The 18,576-nt window shown below is 74.8% G+C and carries 17 protein-coding genes; 11 read left to right on the top strand and 6 right to left on the bottom strand.

The annotated features are described in order from the left end of the window. Positions 1 to 26 precede the first annotated feature (26 nt). The 5 genes from ACFC1X_RS21085 to ACFC1X_RS21065 all read left to right on the top strand — a co-directional run bounded on the left by ACFC1X_RS21085 (position 27) and on the right by ACFC1X_RS21065 (position 6,212). The gene (locus ACFC1X_RS21085) at positions 27 to 734 is read left to right on the top strand and encodes a hypothetical protein (protein ID WP_376355775.1); all 708 of its coding nucleotides are present in this window, start codon (positions 27 to 29) and stop codon (positions 732 to 734) included. Then, positions 731 to 1,273: a histidine phosphatase family protein gene (locus ACFC1X_RS21080; RefSeq protein ID WP_376355774.1), complete on the top strand. Its 543-nt coding sequence runs from the start codon at positions 731 to 733 to the stop codon at positions 1,271 to 1,273. The genes ACFC1X_RS21085 and ACFC1X_RS21080 overlap by 4 nt, the downstream gene beginning before the upstream one ends. 17 nt (positions 1,274 to 1,290) lie before the next feature. Beyond that, positions 1,291 to 1,917, top strand: a complete 627-nt coding sequence (locus tag ACFC1X_RS21075; protein WP_376355773.1) for a YigZ family protein — start codon at positions 1,291 to 1,293, stop codon at positions 1,915 to 1,917. Positions 1,918 to 2,058: 141 nt separating this feature from the next. Further along, a complete protein-coding gene (locus tag ACFC1X_RS21070) occupies positions 2,059 to 3,222 on the top strand; it encodes an exonuclease SbcCD subunit D (protein ID WP_376355772.1) in 1,164 nt (387 codons plus the stop codon). After that, on the top strand, positions 3,219 to 6,212 hold the full coding sequence (locus ACFC1X_RS21065) for an AAA family ATPase (protein ID WP_376355771.1): 2,994 nt from the start codon (positions 3,219 to 3,221) through the stop codon (positions 6,210 to 6,212). The genes ACFC1X_RS21070 and ACFC1X_RS21065 overlap by 4 nt, the downstream gene beginning before the upstream one ends. Positions 6,213 to 6,228: 16 nt before the next feature. On the opposite strand, the gene ACFC1X_RS21060 is transcribed toward ACFC1X_RS21065, so the two are convergent. Next, complete coding sequence (locus ACFC1X_RS21060) at positions 6,229 to 6,675, bottom strand: Lrp/AsnC family transcriptional regulator (RefSeq protein ID WP_376355770.1); 447 nt, start codon at positions 6,673 to 6,675, stop codon at positions 6,229 to 6,231. A 122-nt stretch (positions 6,676 to 6,797) separates the two neighbouring features. Here ACFC1X_RS21060 and ACFC1X_RS21055 point away from each other — a divergent pair, with 122 nt between their 5' ends. From ACFC1X_RS21055 to ACFC1X_RS21045, 3 genes are read left to right on the top strand one after another with little or no spacing between them, the layout of a single operon-like run. Beyond that, the gene (locus ACFC1X_RS21055; protein ID WP_376355769.1) at positions 6,798 to 7,274 is read left to right on the top strand and encodes a rhodanese-like domain-containing protein; all 477 of its coding nucleotides are present in this window, start codon (positions 6,798 to 6,800) and stop codon (positions 7,272 to 7,274) included. A 21-nt stretch (positions 7,275 to 7,295) separates the two neighbouring features. Beyond that, entirely contained in the window at positions 7,296 to 7,814 is a 519-nt protein-coding gene (locus tag ACFC1X_RS21050; protein ID WP_376355768.1) for an immunity 21 family protein, read from the top strand. A gap of 53 nt (positions 7,815 to 7,867) precedes the next feature. After that, entirely contained in the window at positions 7,868 to 8,713 is an 846-nt protein-coding gene (locus tag ACFC1X_RS21045) for an SDR family oxidoreductase (protein ID WP_376355767.1), read from the top strand. A 7-nt stretch (positions 8,714 to 8,720) separates the two neighbouring features. On the opposite strand, the gene ACFC1X_RS21040 is transcribed toward ACFC1X_RS21045, so the two are convergent. Together ACFC1X_RS21040 and ACFC1X_RS21035 are read right to left on the bottom strand one after the other, a co-directional pair. Next, positions 8,721 to 10,409 carry a DUF885 domain-containing protein gene (locus ACFC1X_RS21040; RefSeq protein ID WP_376355766.1) on the bottom strand — a complete coding sequence of 563 codons (1,689 nt, stop codon included), beginning with the start codon at positions 10,407 to 10,409 and terminating at the stop codon, positions 8,721 to 8,723. A gap of 78 nt (positions 10,410 to 10,487) precedes the next feature. Then, on the bottom strand, positions 10,488 to 10,979 hold the full coding sequence (locus tag ACFC1X_RS21035; protein WP_122620957.1) for an Lrp/AsnC family transcriptional regulator: 492 nt from the start codon (positions 10,977 to 10,979) through the stop codon (positions 10,488 to 10,490). A gap of 60 nt (positions 10,980 to 11,039) precedes the next feature. Between ACFC1X_RS21035 and ACFC1X_RS21030 the strand changes: the two genes are divergently transcribed. After that, a complete protein-coding gene (locus tag ACFC1X_RS21030; RefSeq protein ID WP_376355764.1) occupies positions 11,040 to 12,263 on the top strand; it encodes a trans-sulfuration enzyme family protein in 1,224 nt (407 codons plus the stop codon). 39 nt (positions 12,264 to 12,302) lie between these two features. Here ACFC1X_RS21030 and ACFC1X_RS21025 read toward each other — a convergent pair whose 3' ends face one another. The 3 genes from ACFC1X_RS21025 to ACFC1X_RS21015 all read right to left on the bottom strand — a co-directional run bounded on the left by ACFC1X_RS21025 (position 12,303) and on the right by ACFC1X_RS21015 (position 16,938). Next, entirely contained in the window at positions 12,303 to 13,634 is a 1,332-nt protein-coding gene (locus tag ACFC1X_RS21025; RefSeq protein WP_376355762.1) for a GNAT family N-acetyltransferase, read from the bottom strand. 180 nt (positions 13,635 to 13,814) lie between these two features. Next, positions 13,815 to 15,401: an alkaline phosphatase D family protein gene (locus ACFC1X_RS21020; protein ID WP_376355760.1), complete on the bottom strand. Its 1,587-nt coding sequence runs from the start codon at positions 15,399 to 15,401 to the stop codon at positions 13,815 to 13,817. A 139-nt stretch (positions 15,402 to 15,540) separates the two neighbouring features. Beyond that, positions 15,541 to 16,938: a PLP-dependent aminotransferase family protein gene (locus tag ACFC1X_RS21015; protein ID WP_376355758.1), complete on the bottom strand. Its 1,398-nt coding sequence runs from the start codon at positions 16,936 to 16,938 to the stop codon at positions 15,541 to 15,543. Positions 16,939 to 17,086: 148 nt separating this feature from the next. On the opposite strand from ACFC1X_RS21015, the gene ACFC1X_RS21010 reads away from it, so the two are divergent. Together ACFC1X_RS21010 and ACFC1X_RS21005 are read left to right on the top strand one after the other, a co-directional pair. After that, complete coding sequence (locus ACFC1X_RS21010; RefSeq protein WP_376355756.1) at positions 17,087 to 17,602, top strand: hypothetical protein; 516 nt, start codon at positions 17,087 to 17,089, stop codon at positions 17,600 to 17,602. Further along, positions 17,586 to 18,548 (top strand): bifunctional lysylphosphatidylglycerol flippase/synthetase MprF, encoded by a 963-nt coding sequence (locus tag ACFC1X_RS21005; protein ID WP_376355754.1) that lies wholly within the window; start codon positions 17,586 to 17,588, stop codon positions 18,546 to 18,548. The genes ACFC1X_RS21010 and ACFC1X_RS21005 overlap by 17 nt, the downstream gene beginning before the upstream one ends. The last annotated feature ends 28 nt before the right edge of the window (positions 18,549 to 18,576 follow it).

Here is an 18,576-nt window from a genome sequence, read left to right as displayed (position 1 = left end):
CGCGTCACCCCGCCTACGCTCACCCCGTGCTGCGCATCATCGACGCCCGGACCGGAGAGCCCACCCCCGCCGCCCCCGCCCGACGGGCTCCGACGAGGGTGGTGGCGCACGCGCCGGAGGGCGACACGACCGCACTGCGCGTGCTGCTCGTCGCCGACCTCCTGATCCGCGCCCTGGAACTCGCCGGTACGCCCGCGTGGGCACTGCTGACCGCCGCGCGGGAGTCCGGCGGGCTGCGGGAGCGGGCGGCGGCCCTGGGCATCCGGCCCTTCGAGGACGGCGGCGCCGGACCGGACACCGGCCAGACCGTGCACGTCCTGCGCGAGGGCGGCCCCGTCCCGGACGGCCCGACGATCGCCGTCGCCCCCGTGCACCCGGCCGAACTCGACCTCGCCGACCCGGACGCCGTGCGTCTAGCCCTGCTGGAACGGCACCACCACGCGCGCGTGGAGCTGGACGCGACCGCGCTGGACGAGGCCCGCGACACCCTCGCGCGCTGGCGGAGCGCGGTCGCCGCCTGGGCGCGGCAGCCTTCGCGCCCCGTACCGGGCGAGGTGCGCGACCGGTTGCGGGCCGCCTGGGAGGACGACCTGGACGCGCCCGGGGTGCTGCGGGTCCTGCGCGGCGTGGAGACCGACCCGGACCTGCCGGACGGCGCCCGCTTCGAGATCTGCGCCTACGCCGACCGCTTCCTCGGCCTCCACCTCACCCGCGACCTCGGAGCCCCCGCGTGATCGCGCGCCCCGGCTCCGGCCCGCTGCGCCGCCTGGTGGTCCTGCGGCACGCCAAGTCGGCCCGCCCCGAGGGCGTCGCCGACCACGACCGCCCGCTCGCCCGGCGCGGACTGCGCGACGCCCCCGCCGCCGGACGCGCCCTCGCGGAGCACGACTGGCTGCCCGATCTCGCCCTGTGCTCCACCGCCGTACGCGCCCGGCAGACCTGGGACCTGGCCTCCGCGCAGTGGGGCACACCACCGCCGGTGCGCCACGACCCGCGCCTCTACGCCGCCGGCGTACCGGACCTCCTGGACGTCGTGCGCGAGGCGCCCGCCGACGTCGGGACGCTGCTCCTGGTGGGCCACAACCCCGGCCTGGAGGACCTCATCGGCACCCTGGCCGGCGACGCCCTCGACGACGCGCTGGACCGGGTCCGGGCCAAGTACCCCACGTCGGCGGTGGCCGTACTGGACTGGCACGGCACCACCTGGCGGGCGCTGGCCCCCGGAGCCGCCCTGCTCACCGCGATGACGGTGCCGAGGGGCGGGCGGAAGTGAGCGCATAGGCTGGCCGCATGCAGGACGAGTACCGCACGGTCGCCCGCGCGGGTGTGCACGAGACCGAGATCAACCGCTCCCGCTTCCTGTGCGCCCTCGCCCCCGCCGCCACCGAGGAGGAGGCCCAGGCGTTCGTCGCGGGCGTACGCAAGGAGCACGCCGACGCCAGTCACAACTGCTGGGCGTACGTCATCGGGGCCGACGCCGCCGTCCAGAAGGCGAGCGACGACGGCGAGCCCGGCGGCACGGCGGGTGTCCCGATGCTCCAGATGCTGCTGCGCCGCGACATGCGGTACGTCGTCGCCGTCGTCACGCGCTACTACGGCGGCGTCAAGCTCGGCGCGGGCGGACTCATCCGCGCCTACGGGGGCGCGGTCGGCGAGGCGCTGGACGACCTCGGCACCCTCACCCGGCGCCGGTTCCGGCTGGCCACGGTGACCGTCGACCACCAGCGGGCCGGGCGGCTCCAGAACGACCTGCGCGCGGCGGGCCACGCGGTGCGCGACGTGCGCTACGCCGAGGCGGTCACCATCGAGGTCGGCCTGCCCGAGACCGACGTGGAGACCTTCCGCTCCTGGCTCGCGAACGCCACCGCCGGGTCGGCCGGGTTCGAACTGGGCGGCGAGGCGTACGGGGACGCGTGACGGCGGCGGCGGCGCGGGTGACAGACTGAGGTTCGTGGTGGATCAGGGGCCGGCGGGCGTTAGCGTGGTCGGTGCCGGTGGCGGGAGTCGTGCCGGGTTCTGGGGCGGAGTGAGGCGAAACATGCGGGTCGGGGCGATTCTGTGAGAATTCTGCACACTTCCGACTGGCATCTCGGCCGGGCGTTCCACCGGGTGAACATGCTCGACGCCCAGGAGGCGTTCATCGGCCACCTCGTCACGACCGTGCGGGAGCACGCCGTCGACGTCGTGGTCGTGTCGGGGGACGTGTACGACCGCGCGGTGCCACCGCTCGCCGCCGTCGAGCTGTTCGACGACGCCCTGCACCGCCTCGCCGGGCTCGGCGTGCCCACCGTGATGATCTCCGGAAACCACGACTCGGCCCGTCGCCTCGGCGTCGGCGCCGGACTCATCGACCGCGCGGGCATCCACCTGCGCACCGACCCGGCCGGCTGCGGCACCCCGGTGGTGCTGCCGGACGCCCACGGGGACGTCGCCTTCTACGGCCTGCCGTACCTCGAACCGGCCCTGGTGAAGGCGGAGTTCGGAGTGGAGAAGGCGGGGCACGAGGCGGTGCTCGCCGCCGCCATGGACCGGGTGCGGGCCGACCTCGCCACGCGCGCGGGGGGCACCCGTTCCGTCGTCCTCGCCCACGCCTTCGTCACCGGCGGCGAGCAGAGCGACAGTGAGCGGGACATCACCGTCGGCGGGGTCGCCGCCGTCCCCTCCGGTGTCTTCGACGGCGTGGACTACGTGGCGCTCGGACATCTGCACGGCTGCCAGACCATCGGCGAGCGCGTCCGCTACTCCGGCTCCCCGCTGCCGTACTCCTTCTCCGAACACCGGCACCGCAAGAGCGTGTGGCTCATCGACCTGGACGCGGCCGGGACGGTCACCGCCGAGCGCGTCGACTGCCCGGTGCCGCGCGCGCTGGCCCGGCTCCGCGGCACCCTGGACGACCTGCTCGCCGACCCCGGGCTGACCCCGCACGAAGAGGCGTGGGTGGAGGCGACCCTCACCGACCCGGTCCGCCCGGACGATCCCATGGCCCGGCTCACGGAGCGCTTCCCGCACACCCTCAGCCTCGTCTTCGACCCCGAGCGCGCCCCCGACGAACCCGGCGTGTCCTACGCCCGGCGCCTCGCCGACCGCAGCGACAAGCAGATCGCCGAGGACTTCGTGGCCCATGTGCGCGGCGCCGGACCCGACGACCACGAACAGGCCGTGCTGCGGGACGCCTTCGACGCGGTGCGCGCCGACGAGACCGTGCGGGAGGTGGCCCGGTGAGGCTGCACCGGCTGGACCTCACCGCCTTCGGCCCCTTCGGCGGCGCGCAGAGCGTCGACTTCGACGACCTGTCCGCGGCCGGCATCTTCCTGCTGCACGGTCCCACCGGCGCCGGCAAGACGTCCGTCCTCGACGCCGTCTGCTACGCGCTGTACGGCTCCGTGCCCGGAGCCCGGCAGAGCGGCCAGGGCATGACCCTGCGCAGCGACCACGCGGCGACCGGCACCCGTACCGAGGTCCGGCTCGAACTCACCGTCGCCGGACGGCGCCTGGAGATCACCCGGCAGCCGCCCTGGCAGCGGCCGAAGCTGCGCGGCAAGGGCACCACCGTCGACAAGGCCCAGACCTGGCTGCGCGAGTACGACGCGACCGCCGGGGCCTGGAAGGACCTGAGCCGCTCCCACCAGGAGATCGGCGAGGAGGTCACGCAGCTGCTCGGCATGAGCCGCGAGCAGTTCTGCCAGGTCGTGCTGTTGCCCCAGGGCGACTTCGCGCGCTTCCTGCGCGCCGACGCGGAGGCCCGCGGCAAGCTGCTCGGCCGCCTCTTCGACACCCGTCGCTTCGCCGAGGTCGAGCAGCGTCTCGCCGAACGGCGCCGGACGACCGAGGCCCGGGTCCGGGACGGCGACGCCGCTCTCCTGGCCGACGCCCACCGGATGCAGCAGGCGGCCGGCGACGCCATGGAACTGCCGGAACTGGCACCGGGCGAGCCGGGCCTGGCCGAGACCGTCCTCGGCGCCGCCGCCGTCGCCCGCTCCACGGCCCGCGAACTGCTGACCGTCGCCGACTGCCGCCTCGCCACCGCCGAGTCCGCCCACGCCGCCGCCGACCGCGCCCTCGCCGACGCACGGGAACTGGACCGCCTGCAGCGCCGGTTCGCCCAGGCGCGGGAGCGGGCCGAGCGGCTGGCGGAGCGCACCGAGGCCCACCAGGCCGCGCAGCGGCGCATGGAGCGGTCCCGCAAGGCCGAAGCGGTCGCACCCGCACTGGAGCTGCGGGACGCCGCGAACACCGAACACGGGCGGTCGGCGGCCGCGGAGGCACGCGCGCGTGCCCAGCTGCCGGAGGCCCTCGCCGACGCCGGTGCCGCCGGACTGGCCGCCGCCGCCCGCCGGGCCGCCGAGGAACTGGGCGGCCTGGAGTCGGCCCGCCGGGCCGAACGGCGCCTCGCCGAACTGGTCGAGGAGCGGGCCGTCCTGGACCGCCAGGAACGCGCCGACGACGACGTCCGGCACGAGGCGGAGACCTGGCTCGCCGACTGGGAGGCCACCCGCACCGGACTCCAGGCACGCGTCGACGACGCCCAGGAGGCCGCGACCCGCGCCGAACAGCTCGCCGTACAGCGCGACCCCGCGCGGCGGCGGCTGAACGCGGCCCGGCAGCGTGACCAGTTCGCCGCCGACACCGACGAGGCCCAGCGCCGGGCACTCGCCTCGGCCGAGGAGGCCGTCGCGGCCCGCGCCCACTGGCTCGACCTCAAGGAGCAGCGGCTGAGCGGCATCGCCGCCGAACTCGCCGCCGGCCTCACCGACGGGGCGCCCTGCGCGGTCTGCGGCGCCACCGAACACCCCGCACCCGCCCGCCGGATCGACGGCCACGTCGACCGCGCGGCCGAGGAGCGGGCCCTCACCGCCTACCAGGACGCCGACGAGCGCCGCGCGGACGCCGAACGGCGCCTGGGCACCGTACGCGAGGCGCTGGCCGCCGCCACGGCCGAGGCCGGGGACGCGCCCACCGCCCGGCTGGCCGAGGAGGCCGGGGAGCTGGAGCGCGAGTACGAGCGGGTGCGCGCGGTCGGTTCCCGGCTGCACGCGGCACAGGAGGAGCTGCGCCGCGCGGGGGACGAACGCGAGCAGCGCGTCGCCGCCCAGCAGCAGGCCGCCGTACGGTCCGCCTCCCGGGTCGCGGGCCGGGAACGGCTGGAGAGTGAACAGGCCGCGCTGGAGCAGGAGCTGACCCGGGCCCGCGGCACCGCCGGGAGCGTGACGGCACGGGCCGCGCAACTGGAGCGCCGGGCCGCCCTGCTCACCGACGCCGCCGACACCGCCCGCGCCGCCGAGGAGGCCGCCCAGCGGCTCAAGGACGCCGACGCGCGCCTCGCCGACGCCGCCTTCCGGGCCGGCTTCGACACCCCGGCGGACGCCGCCGCCGCGCTGCTCGACGACGACGCCCACCGCGAGCTGCAGCACCGGCTCGACGCCCGGGACGCGGAGGAGACCGCCGTCCGCGCGGTCCTCGCCGAGCCCGACACCGCCGACGCGGCCCGCCGCCCGCACGCCGACCCCGCCGCGGCCGAACGCGCCGCCGCCGACGCGGGCCGGCGCCTGCGCGAGGCGTCCTCCGCCCACGACGCCGCCGCCCGGCGCTGCGCCGAGCTGGACCGGCTCTCCGCACGGGCCACCGACTCGGTGCACCGGCTCGCCCCGCTGCGCGAGGAGCACACCCGCGTCGCCCGCCTGGCCGGCCTCGCCGCGGGCACGTCCGCGGACAACGACCGCCGGATGCGCCTGGAGTCCTACGTCCTGGCCGCCCGCCTCGAACAGGTCGCCGCGGCAGCGACCGCGCGGCTCACCCGCATGTCCGCCGGCCGCTACACCCTGGTCCACTCCGACGACCGCACCGGCCGCGGCCGCAGCGGCCTCGGTCTGCACGTCGTCGACGCCTGGACCGGCCGGGAGCGCGACACCGCCACGCTCTCCGGCGGCGAGACGTTCTTCGCCTCGCTGGCCCTCGCGCTCGGCCTCGCCGACGTCGTCACGGACGAGGCCGGCGGCGTCCGCCTGGACACCCTCTTCATCGACGAGGGCTTCGGCAGCCTCGACGACCAGACCCTCGACGAGGTCCTCGACGTCCTCGACTCCCTGCGCGAACGGGACCGCAGCGTCGGCATCGTCAGCCACGTCGCCGACCTGCGGCGCCGGGTCCACGCCCAACTGGAGGTCGTGAAGGGACGGTCGGGATCCGCGCTGCGCCAACGGGGCACCGGCTGACCGGCCCCGGCGGACCTCAGCGGCCCAGGGGGCGGCGGGGGAGCGGCGAGGAGTACACGACGCTCGTGGTGACCGACCCCAGGGCGCTGATCCGGCCGGACACCTCCTCCAGGTGCCGCATCGAACGGGCCGCCACCTTGATGACGAAGCAGTCGTCGCCCGTGACGTGGTGCGCCTCCAGGATCTCGGGCATGACCGCGACCAGGTCGTGGAACGGCTTGTAGTTGGCGACCGGATAGCGCAGCCGCACGAAGGCCAGGATCGGCAGCCCCAGCCGCTCGGGGTCGACGACCGCCGCATACCCCTGGATGATCCCGGCCTCCTCCAGCCGCCGCACCCGCTCGGTCACCGCGCTCGCGGACATCGACACGGCACGGGCCAGCTCGGCGAATCCGGCCCGCCCGTTGCGCTGCAGCGCGTCGAGGATGAGCCAGTCGGTGGTGTCAGGGGAATACTCGGTCATGGGGGATGGATAGCAGGGAATCCCCGGTGCAACAAGCGAAAGGCCGGGGAATCACCGTTCAGGTTCCTGGTTGCCGACCGTAGATTTCTGAACCGGAAGATCCATCGAGGAGAGGCCGGACCATGAGCGTCACCACCGTCAACCCTGTCCTGCGCGTCGCCCCCGCGCCGCCCGCCGAGGCCGCCGCGTACTTCCGGGCGAGCCTCGCCTTCCACACCGACGTCTCCGACGTCGCCGCCGCGATGGCGGCCGACGGCGGCCCCGGATTCACGCTGGTGGACTGCCGGTCCACCGAGTCCTGGGACCAGGGCCACGTACCCGGCGCCGTCCACCTGCCCACCGCGCTGGTCCCCGAACAGGCCGGGCGCCTCCTCGACCCCGCCGTGCCGGTGGTGACGTACTGCTGGGGACCCGCCTGCGACGGCGCCACCCGCGCGGCCCTCGCCCTCGCCGAACTCGGCTACCCCGTCAAGGAGATGCGCGGCGGCTTCGAGTACTGGGTGCGCGAGGGCTTCGCCTACGAGACCCGGCAGGGCACCGAGCACCCGGCCGCCGACCCCCTGACCGTCCCGGTGGACGCGGACGACTGCGGCTGCTGATCGGCGTGTAGGTTCTGCCGCATGGTGCGATACGCGGAGCCGGGCGCGGTGGAGTGGGTCGAGTCGGGCGGGGGTCCGCTCATAGCGGTTCCGGAGACGGTCCTGCCGTTCTGGACCGGTGCCGACGGCGAGGACGCGGACTCCGACTACGACCGGGCCTGCGAGGTCGACGGCTACGTCGGACTCCTCCCGGTCGGCGACTCCACCGCCCTGGTGCTCGGCGACGAACCCGCCTCGACCGCCTACCTGCCCGAGCACGGGACCTTCGTCCGCTGGTGCGCCGCCGACTCCGAGGACGAGGTGCTGGCCGGGGTGCCCGCCGCCCTCGACACGGCCGAGTGGGAGCCCGAGGTGGCCTGGCGCGTGCCGGGACCGGTGCTCCTGTTCGACGCCGCCTGGCCCGGCGCCGCGTCGGAGCACGCGGGGCGCGTGCGGGTCGCGCTCGACCCCGGCCGGTACGCGGTGCGCGCGGCCGAGGCGCGCCCGGGCGCGGAGACGTGGCTGAGCCTCGTCCAGCTGCGGCGGCTCGCCGACCGGTAGCCGCCGCGATATTGACGTGCGGGGCTGCCCCGGCCCGCCCATCATGGGTGCCCATGCCCCCACTTCCGCACCCCACCCCCGAAGAGCTGCGCCGCGACCCGCTGCCCCTGCGCGGCCGTACCGCCCTCGTCACCGGCGCCAGCCGGCGCGGCGGCATCGGCCACGCCGTGGCCCGCCGGCTCGCCGCGTACGGAGCGAGCGTCTACCTGCACCACCACGTCCCGCACGACGCCGCCATGCCCTGGGGCGCCGACCGTCCCGAGGACGTCGTCGCCTCCGTCCGCGCGGCGCTCGGCGACCCGGACGCGGCCGTGCACGCGGGCCCCGGCGACCTCACCGCCCCGGACGCGCCCGCCGGACTCGTCGCCACCGCCGCCGAGGCGCTCGGCGGGCGGCTGGACATCCTGGTCGCCAACCACGCCCTCAGCGGCTCCGACGGCACCCTCGACACGATCGACGCCGCGATGCTCGACGCGCACTGGCGGGTCGACACCCGCTCGGTACTGCTGCTGGTCCAGGCGTACGCCCGGCACCGCGCCGCACTGCCGCCCCGGACGCCCGGCGGCCGCGTCGTGATGATGACCTCAGGACAGGACATCGCCGGCGGCATGCCCGGCGAGATCGCCTACGCGCTCCAGAAGGGCGCGCTGGCGTCCGTCACCCGCTCCCTGGCGACGACCCTCGCCGAGCACGCCGTCACGGTCAACGCGGTCAACCCCGGTCCCGTGGACACCGGTTACCTGACCGGCGACGCCTACGAGGCCGTAGCCGCGTGCTTCCCCGGCGGACGGTGGGGCATGCCCGACGACCCGGCCCGCCTCATCGCGTGGCTGGCCACGGACGAGGCGGAGTGGGTCACCGGTCAGGTCGTCGACTCGGAGGGCGGTTTCCGCAGGTGACCGCCCGTCAGAGCCGGGACAGCTCGTCCACCAGGTCGTCCAGGCCCAGCGAGCCCTGGGAGAGGGCGGCCATGTGCCACGCCTTCGGGTCGAAGGCGTCGCCGTGCCGCTCGCGGGCCTTCTCCCGGCCCAGCAGCCACGCCCGCTCCCCGAGCTTGTAGCCGATCGCCTGGCCCGGGATCGTCAGATAGCGGGTCAGTTCGCTCTCCACGAAGTCCGCCGGGCGGCTGCTGTGCGCGCCGAAGAACTCCTGCGCCAGCTTCGGCGTCCAGCGCTCGCCCGGGTGGAACGGCGAGTCCGCCGGGATCTCCAGCTCCAGGTGCATGCCGATGTCCACGATGACCCGGGCGGCCCGCATCATCTGCGCGTCCAGATACCCGAGGCGCTGCTCCGCGTCGGTGAGGAAGCCCAGCTCGTCCATCAGCCGCTCCGCGTACAGCGCCCAGCCCTCGGCGTTGGCGCTGACCATGCCCACGGAGGCCTGGTAGCGGGAGAGGTCCGCCGCGACGTGCGTCCACTGGGCCAGCTGGAGGTGGTGGCCCGGGACGCCCTCGTGGTACCAGGTCGAGACCAGGTCGTACACCGGGAAGCGGGTCTGGCCCATCGTCGGCAGCCAGGTCCGGCCGGGACGGGAGAAGTCCTCCGACGGCGACGTGTAGTAGGGGGCCGCCGCGCTGCCCGGCGGAGCGATCCGCGACTCCACCCGCCGCACCCGCTCGGCGAGTTCGAAGTGCGTGCCGTCCAGCTGCTCGATCGCCTGGTCCATCAGGCCCTGCAGCCAGTCGCGGACCTCGTCGACGCCCTCGATGTGCTTGCCGTGCTCGTCCAGGTGCGCCAGCGCCACCCACGGCGTCCCGGCCCCGGGGAGGATCTTCTCGGCCTCCGCCTTCATCTCGGCGAGCAGCCGGTGGTACTCGGCCCAGCCGTACGCGTACGCCTCGTCCAGGTCCAGGTCGGTGCCGTTGTAGTAGCGCGACCAGCGGGCGTAGCGCTCCCGGCCCACCGTGTCCGGGGCGCCCTCGATCGCCGGGGCGTACACGTCGCGCATCCAGTCCCGCAGCTCCACCACCGATGCCGTCGCACCCCGCGCGGCCTCGTCCAGCTCGGCGCGCAGCGCGTCAGGACCGTCGGCGGCGAAGTCCTCGAACCAGCCGCGCCCCTCGCCGGTGTCGGCCCACTCGCCGAGCTGCTCCACGAAGGTCGCGGTCGGCCGCGGACCCGCGTACAGCTTCCGCTCCAGACCCCGGGCCAGCGACGCGCGGTAGCCCGCGAACGCCGTCGGCACCGCGCGCAGCCGCTCGGCGACGCGGGCCCAGTCCTCCTCGGTCTGCGTCGGCGTGATGGTGAAGACCTCGCGCACCGAGTGGGCGGCGGTGCCCATGTTGCCGACCGAGCGCAGGCCCTCGTCGGCCTCGTGCACGGCCAGTTCCGCCGTGAGGCGCTCGCGCAGCAGCCGGGCGCAGCGCCGCTCCACGTCGCTGTCCCCGCCGGGCCGGCGCTCCGCCTCGTCCAGCCGGGCGAGGGTGGTCCTGGCCAGCTCGGCGAGGGCCTCCTGCCCCGCGGGCGAGAAGTCGGGCAGGAGGCTCGAGCTCTCGGCGACGCCGAGATAGGTACCGGTGACCGGGTCGAGGGCGATGAGGTCGTCGACGTAGGCGTCGGCGACCTCGCGGGGCAGCGGGCTCTTGGTCTCTGACATGCGGACATCCTCATACGGATACCGGTGCCGCGTCAGCCCGGTGAACCGGGCTCGAAGCCGTGCGCGGCCGGATTTCGCTCAGGGCGTGGCCGTCGGCGGGGACGGCGGCAGCAGCGGGCCGCACTCCCACTGCTGGAAGATCAGCCGCGTCTCGACCCGGGCCACCTCCGGCCGGGACGTGAAGCCGTCCAGCACCAGCCGCTGGAGATCCGTCATGTCCGCCACCGCGACATGGACGAGGTAGTCGTCCGGGCCGGTGAGATGGAAGACCGTGCGCGACTCCGGCAGCGCCCTGATCCGCTCCACGAAGGGGCCGACCAGCTCCCGCCGGTGCGGGCGCACCTGCACCGAGAGCAGCGCCTGGAGACCCCGGCCCAGCTTGGCAGGGTCCAGTTCGAGCCGATGGCCGAGGATCACCCCGGCCCGCCGCAGCCGGGTCACCCGGTCCAGGCAGGTCGACGGGGCGACGCCCACCTGGGCGGCGAGATCGCGGTAGGTGGTCCGGGCGTCGTTCTGCAGCAGCCGCAGCAGATGGAGATCCACCGGATCCAGTACGACGGAGTCGGCCATGGCCCGAACGTAACACGGCCGGCCACCGTGCCGACCCGGTCGGTGTTCATTCTTCGGTCCATGGACTCTGCGCGCACGCCCACGTCACCATCCGACGACGTACGCCTCACCACCGCCACGAGCAGGGCACTGGCCACCGAGGCCGTGCACGCCGGCCGCGACGACCTCGCCGGCCGGGGACTGCACGCCCCGCCCATCGACCTGTCCACGACCTACCCGTCGTACGACAGCCGCGGCGAGGCCGCCCGTATCGACGCCTTCGCCGCCACCGGCGCCGAGCCCGACGGCCCGCCGGTCTACGGGCGGCTCGGCAACCCCACCGTCGCCCGCTTCGAGACGGCACTGGCCAAGCTGGAGGGGACCGAGGCCGCGGTCGCCTTCGCCAGCGGCATGGCCGCGCTGAGCGCCGTCCTGCTGGTCCGCGGCTCGATGGGGCTGCGGCACGTCGTGGCCGTACGGCCCCTGTACGGGTGCAGCGACCACCTGCTGACCGCCGGGCTGCTGGGGTCCGAGGTCACCTGGACCGACCCGGCGGGCGTCGCGGACGCGCTGCGCCCGGACACCGGCCTGGTGCTGGTCGAGTCGCCCGCCAACCCCACGCTGGCCGAGGTCGACCTGCGGGCCGTCGCCCACGCCTGCGGCTCTGTGCCGCTGCTCGTGGACAACACCTTCGCCACACCGGTGCTCCAGCGCCCCGCCGAACACGGGGCCCGGCTGGTGCTGCACAGCGCCACCAAGTACCTCGGCGGGCACGGGGACGTGCTGGCCGGCGTGGTCGCCTGCGACGAGGAGTTCGCCGGGCGGCTGCGGCAGGTGCGCTTCGCCACCGGCGGTGTGCTGCACCCGCTGGCCGGCTATCTGCTGCTGCGGGGCCTGTCCACCCTGCCGGTGCGGGTGCGGGCCGCCTCCGCGAACGCCGCGGAGCTGGTCGCCCGGCTCGCCGCCGACCCGCGGGTGGCCCGCGTCCACTATCCGCGCATCGGCGGCGCGATGGTCTCCTTCGAGGTCCACGGCGACCCGCACGAGGTCATCGGCCGCGTCCGCCTGATCACCCCGGCGGTGAGCCTCGGCAGCGTCGACACGCTCATCCAGCACCCGGCGTCCATCAGCCACCGCATCGTGGACGCCGACGACCGGCGGGGCGCAGGGGTCGGCGACCGGCTGCTGCGGCTCTCGGTGGGCCTGGAGGACGTCGAGGACCTGTGGGCCGACCTGGACGGCGCGCTGGGGGAGCGGGCGCCCGGCGCGATCCCCCTGCGGGAGGCGTTGTCGGGGGCCGAGTAAGGGCCGGCGGGGTGTGGGCCGAGGGCGCAGGTCGCCCGCCTACTCCCCGCCGATCCGCTCCCCGTGCGGCACCGGCGCGGTGGCGGTCCGGGGGGCCGGGTTGAGGCGGGCGGTGACGACCAGGGTGCCCTCCTCGATCTGGTAGTCGAGGGGGAGGCCCAGGCCGCGCATCGCGGCGACCATGCCGGTGTTGGAGGCCTGGGTGACCGCGTACACGCTCGCGCAGCCCGTCTCGGTCGCCATCGCCACGAGCCGGCCGAGGAGTTCGCCGCCGATGCCCCGGCGCTGCCACGCGTCCTCGACGAGCAGCGCGACCTCCGTCTCGTCCCCGTCCCACAGCAGATGACCGAGGCCCACGATCCGCCCCGAGGCGGTCTGCACGGCGAGGGTGCGGCCGAAGCGGGGGCTGAGCAGGTGGTTCATGTACCGGTCGGCGTCCCCGACCGGGCCGTGGTACCGCATCCCGAGGGTGCGCGGCGAGCACCGCTCGTGCATCGCCTTCGCCGCCTCGACGTCCCGGGTGTCGGCGCGGCGGACGGTGATGTCGCGCCCTTCTGGCAGCGTCAGCGAGTCCCGGCCGCGCGGTACCCGCGGACCGAGCCGGGCGTCCAGCTCGACCAGCGCCCGCGCCCGGGCGAACTCCGCCGGGGTGAACGGCAGATACGGCCGCTCCACGCTGATCACCCCGCCCTCCGGGGCGCGCAGCCGCAGCACGGTGTCCTCCAGCGCGCCCTCCGGCGGTACGTCGTCCCCGGCGCCGCCGACGGCCGCGGGCAGCGACCGGATGGTGCACCGGCCCAGCAACTGGCGCAGCGCCAGCGGGAGTTCCGCGGCGTCCAGGGCCGTCCGGGCGGCCAGGGCCAGTACCCGGGTCGGCGCGTCCACCAGGTCGTGCGCGTCCGCCCGCTCCGTCCAGGTGTGGTCACCGCCCGCCGCCGTCACCACGTCGGCCAGTTCGGACCCGGTCAGTCCGGCCGGGGCGCGGAGCAGGAACTCGTCGACCGTGCCCTGGGCCAGCGGGTGCGTCTGAAGGCTCAGGATGTCGATCCGCCGGTCGGCCAGGGCCGCGCACAGCACCGCCAGCGAACCCGGCGCGTCCCGCACCGTCGTCCGCATCCGCCACAGCGCGCTCTCCTCGGCACCGGCCGGCCGCGCGGGCCCGACGTCGCCCTCGGAACGCCCGGCCCGCCGCTCGTCGGTCGGTGGCCGGGCGCCGGTATCGTCCGCCGGCGGCGCCTGCCCGTGGCGGCGTGACCAACGGGTGTGGAACCCCGCCGTGGCGATCAGGGCGGCCACCGAGGCCAGCAGCATCAGGGGCACCGCCGGACCGTGCTCGGCCACGCGGGCCACGGCGTCCGTCACTTCAGACATGTCTCGACTCATGCACCCACTGTGAAGGAGCGGTGTTGCCCGATCACGAACGCACTGTGACCGATGGGTAAAGAAGGCTTCCGGTGCATTTGGGGGGAGTTGGTGGAATGCCGGACCACCGTCACCGACCGCGCACCGGGGGATGACGCCGGAGCGCGGTACACCCCACAGGCTACGGGACTACTGCCCCACCCGCCCCGGCCGCAGCACCTTCGTGTACAGCACCGTGCCGTCCTGCTCGCGCAGCCGCACCGTCATCTCGGCGCTGTCGCCGTCGATGTCGACCTCGCCGAAGAACTGGTAGCCCTCCGCCGGCGAGACGTTGGAGGCGGTCGGCGCCTTCACGAACACCCGCTCCGGACCGAAGGTTCCGTCGAGTGAACTGGCCGGGAAAGCACCCGAGTTCAGCGGACCGGACACGAACTCCCAGAACGGCTCGAAGTCGGAGAACGCGGCCCGCGAGGGCTGGTAGTGCTGGGCGGACGTGTGGTGCACATCGGCCGTCAGCCACACCGTGCCGGTGATCCGCCGGTGCCTGACGAACCGCAGCAGCTCGGCGATCTGCAGCTCCCGCCCCAGCGGCGCGCCGGGGTCGCCCTGCGCGATCGCCTCGATGTTGGGGGCGCCCTCGGTGGCGTCGGGCACGACCAGGCCGATCGGCATGTCGGCGGCGATCACCTTCCACACCGCACGCGACCGCGACAGCTCCCGCTTGAGCCACTCCAGCTGCTCGCGGCCGAGGATGCCCTGCGGGTCGACGGTCTGGCCGCCCGGGGAGTTGGCGTTGCGGTAGGTCCGCATGTCCAGCACGAACACGTCGAGCAGCGGGCCCTGGCGCAGCACCCGGTGGACGCGGCCCTCGCGCGCGCCGGGACGCAGGGTGGAGACGGGGAAGTACTCGCCGAACGCCCGCCGGGCCCGGGCGGCCAGCACGTCCACGCTCTTCTCGGTGTACCGGTCGTCCGTGTCCGCGATCACCTGGCCCGGGTACCAGTTGTTGCGGACCTCGTGGTCGTCCCACTGGACGACCGACGGGACCCGTGCGTTGAAGCGCCGCAGGTTCTCGTCGAGCAGGTTGTAGCGGAAGTTGCCGCGGAACTCGGCGAGGGTCTCGGCGACCTTGGACTTCTCCTCGGTGGTGACGTTCCGCCAGGTGCGGCCGTCGGGCAGGGCGGCGGTCTCCGCGATGGGCCCGTCGGCGTAGATGGTGTCGCCGCTGCACAGGAAGAAGTCCGGGTCCAGGGCGCCCATGGCGTCGTAGATGCGGTAGCCGCCCAGGTCCGGGTTGATGCCCCAGCCCTGCCCCGCCAGGTCGCCGGACCACACGAACCGCACGCCGTCGCGCCGCCGGACCGGCACGGTGCGGAAGGTGCCGGAAACCGGCTCGCCGGTGCGGCGCGGGTCGTCGGGGTCGGCGAGGAGGACGCGGTAGTGGATCTGCTCGCCGGGCGGCAGGCCGCGCAGCCGGGTGGTGCCGGTGAAGTCGGTGTCCCGGCCGAGCAGCGGACCGTGCCACCGGTGCGGGCGGCGGAACGACTCGGTCGCGGACGTCTCGACGATCATCCGGGCCGGACGGTCGGACCGCACCCACACCAGACCGGAGTGGGAGGTCACGTCTCCCGTCTGCACACCCCAGCCCGCCCCGGGACGCCCGGAACGGGCGAACGCCGGCGCCGCCCCGAGCGCGGTGGGCAGGGTCAGGGCCGCCGACGCGGCGAGCGAGCCGCGCAGCACACTGCGGCGACCGGGCAACGGACGGTGTGACATGAACGCGCCTCCAAGGACTCCTGGGCAGGGATCCGGCCGGGTCCGTGGCCGGTGTGCAGGGCAAGGCCTACTGGTCCGGCGCGGCGCGCACGGAAACTCCGCGTGAACAACCCGCCGCCCCGACCCGCGAGGCGGCCGGTCAGGCGGCCGTCGCCATCGCCCGCACCCCCGCCCGGATCCGCCCCGGCGTCAGATGCGCGTATCCCAGCACCAGCCGCACCTCGTGCCGCCCCGCCGCCCCACTGTCCACCCCGTGCCCGTACTCCGCCAGGGAGCGCACCGCCACTCCCGCCTCCGTCACCCGGGCGAGGAAGCGCCCGGTGGGCCCGTACCGCTCGGGGAGCGTGGCGATCGCGTGCAGGCCGGCGGCGATACCGGTGACCTCCGAGCCGGGGAAGTGCTCGGCCAGCGCCGCCACCAGCGCGTCGCGCCGCTCGCGGTAGGCGCGCTGGCAGACGCGCAGCTGACGGTCGTAGTCGCCGCGCTCGACGAACCGGGCGAAGACCGCCTGGTCCAGCGTCGGATGCCCCAGGTCGGTGGTGCGCTTGCGTGCCACCACCTCGTCCGCCAGCCACTCGGGCACCAGCAGCCACCCCAGCCGCAGTCCCGGGGCGAGGGACTTGCTGACCGAGCCGGTATAGGCGACGCGTTCCGGATCGAGGCCCTGGAGCGCGCCCACGGGGGCGCGGTCGTAGCGGAAGTCGCCGTCGTAGTCGTCCTCCAGGACGAGACCGTCCACGGACCGCGCCCAGTCGAGGAGTTCGCCGCGCCGCCGCGCCGAGTAGGCGATCCCGGTGGGGAACTGGTGGGCCGGCGTCGTCACCACGACCCGCACGCCCGATGCGCGCAGCGCGCCGACGGCCAGCCCCTCCGCGTCCAGCGGCAGCGGCACGGTGGCGACGCCCGCCGACGCGTACAGGTCGCAGTGCTGCGGGCTGCCGGGGTCCTCGACACCGGCGATGCGTGTCCCGCGCGCGTGCAGCACGCCCGCGAGCAGTGCCGTCGCCGCCACCCCGGACACGACCACGATCCGCTCCGGGTCCGCCACCACGCCCCGGCGCCGCGCCAGCAGCTCGGCCAGCGCGGCGCGCAGCCGGGGCAGGCCGCGCGGGTCGGGATAGCCCAGAGCCTCGTGCGGCAGCTCCGCCAGCACCCCGCGCTGCGCTGCCGCCCACGCCGAGCGCGGGAAGAGCGACAGGTCGGGCGTCCCCGCCACGAAGTCCGCGCGGTGACCGGGGGAGCGCGGGGCGAGGTCACGCGCGGAGGGACGGGCCGCCCGCACCGCGTCACCCACCCAGGTCCCCGCACCCCGCCCGCTGCGCAGATAACCCTCGGCCGTCAGCTGCTCGTACGCGTCCGTCACCAGCTTCCGCGACACCTTGAGGTCGGCCGCGAGGTCCCGGCTCGATGGCAGCCGGGTGCCCGGGGCGAGCCGGCCCGAGCGGACCGCGTCCCGCAACGCGGCCTGGAGGGCGCGGCCACGCGCGCGTGCCGGTGCCGAGGCGGCGGGCAGCAGCAACTCCCAGGCCGACGTCATGCGATCAGTCCCCCGCGTATCAGTTCTTTCCAATCGCCCCCACTTTACGAGGGGTTGGACCCGCCGGTGCGTAAACCGAGTGACAGACCACAGCGAGGGGGCAGGCCGCTGCCGGCCCCGGAATCGTACGCGCAATCCAGGAGCGCCCGTGGACGCCAAGAACCGTTTCGAGACCAAGGTCACCTTCGCCCTCTCCCGACTCGAATGGCTGGGCTTTCTCGCCGTTTCGCTCGTGCTCGCATTCCAGCACCACACGGAAATCCGCTGGGCCGTCTTCGTCCTGCTGTTCGCGGTGATCGACGTCATCGGATATCTCCCCGGCGCGATCGCCTTCCGGCGCAGCCCCGACCGACGCGTTCCGCGGGGCTGCTACGTGGCCTACAACCTGATGCACAGCCTGGTCACGGCGGGTGTCCTGGCCGGGGCGTGGGCGCTGTTCGTCCGGCCGGAATGGGCGCTGCTCGCCCTCCCGATCCATCTCATGGGCGACCGGGCGCTCTTCGGGAACTCCCTGAAACCCTTCGGGGTCGCCTTCGAACCGGAAACCACACCGGCTTTCCTGATGTTCGAGCAGCGGTACCGGTCGTCGGTGGATTCCGGCGAATTCGGTACGGCGCGCACATCCATGAAGGACACGGAGGACACCGATGCCGTCCGTGCTTGACACCCTCGCCGCGCACAGCGACAACCCCAGTTCCTTTCTCGCCCTCAACAGCGGCAACTCGTACTTCCACGGCGACCGCTTCGAGGGCGCCTGCGCCTATCGGACCTGCGGCCGCTACGCCCTGCAATTCGGCGGCCCCTTCACGGCGCCCGAACACCGCGCGCGGCTCCTGGACGCCTTCGCCGCTCACACCGGACGCCGCCTGGTCGCCGTACAACTGCAGCGGGCGGACGCCGAGCTGTACGCGGCGCACGATTTCACCGTCAACCAGATCGGCGCCTCCTACGCCGTCGACCTCGGCCGCTTCACGCTGCGCGGCTCGCGGTTCGTCCGGCTGCGGAACAAGATCTCCCGCGCCCGGCGGGCCGGCCTGGAGGTCGCCGAGGTCCGGGACGGCGACGACTGCGCCGAGCTGGACCACATCGACCAGTGCTGGCTGCGGGAGAAGGGCCGGCACGTCAAGGAGCTGCGCTTCCTGGTCGGCCAGCGGACCGGGGGCCTCCAGCGCCACCGCCGCCTCTTCGTCGGCCGCGTCGACGGCGAGGCGGTCGGCTACATCAACTACTCGCCGGTCTACGGCAGCCGCCCCGGCATGCTCCACGACCTCAGCCGACGCCGCCCCGACGCGCCGCCCGGCGTGATGGAGGCGCTCAACGCGACCGTGATGGAACGGCTCACCGCCGACGGCGCGGGCTGGCTGCACTTCGGCTTCACCCCCTTCACCGGGCTCGACCCGGAGCACGAACTCCCCGGCGCCAGCCGCCTGTTCACCCGGTTCGCCCGCCTCCTGGCGGAGCACGGCGGCGCCGTCTACCCCGCCGCCTCCCAGCTCGAGTACAAGCAGAAATGGGCCCCGCACGCGGTCCTCCCGGAGTACATCGCCTTCCGCGGCAGGCCCCGCCCCGGCGCCGTCTGGCAACTGCTGCGCGCCACCAACGCCGTGTGAACCACACCGCCGCCACCGCCTCACCCAG

It is taken from the genome of Streptomyces sp. NPDC056128 (genome assembly GCF_042263835.1).
In the GTDB taxonomy this organism is placed as follows: domain Bacteria; phylum Actinomycetota; class Actinomycetes; order Streptomycetales; family Streptomycetaceae; genus Streptomyces.
This window is presented reverse-complemented; position numbering and strand designations above follow the sequence as displayed.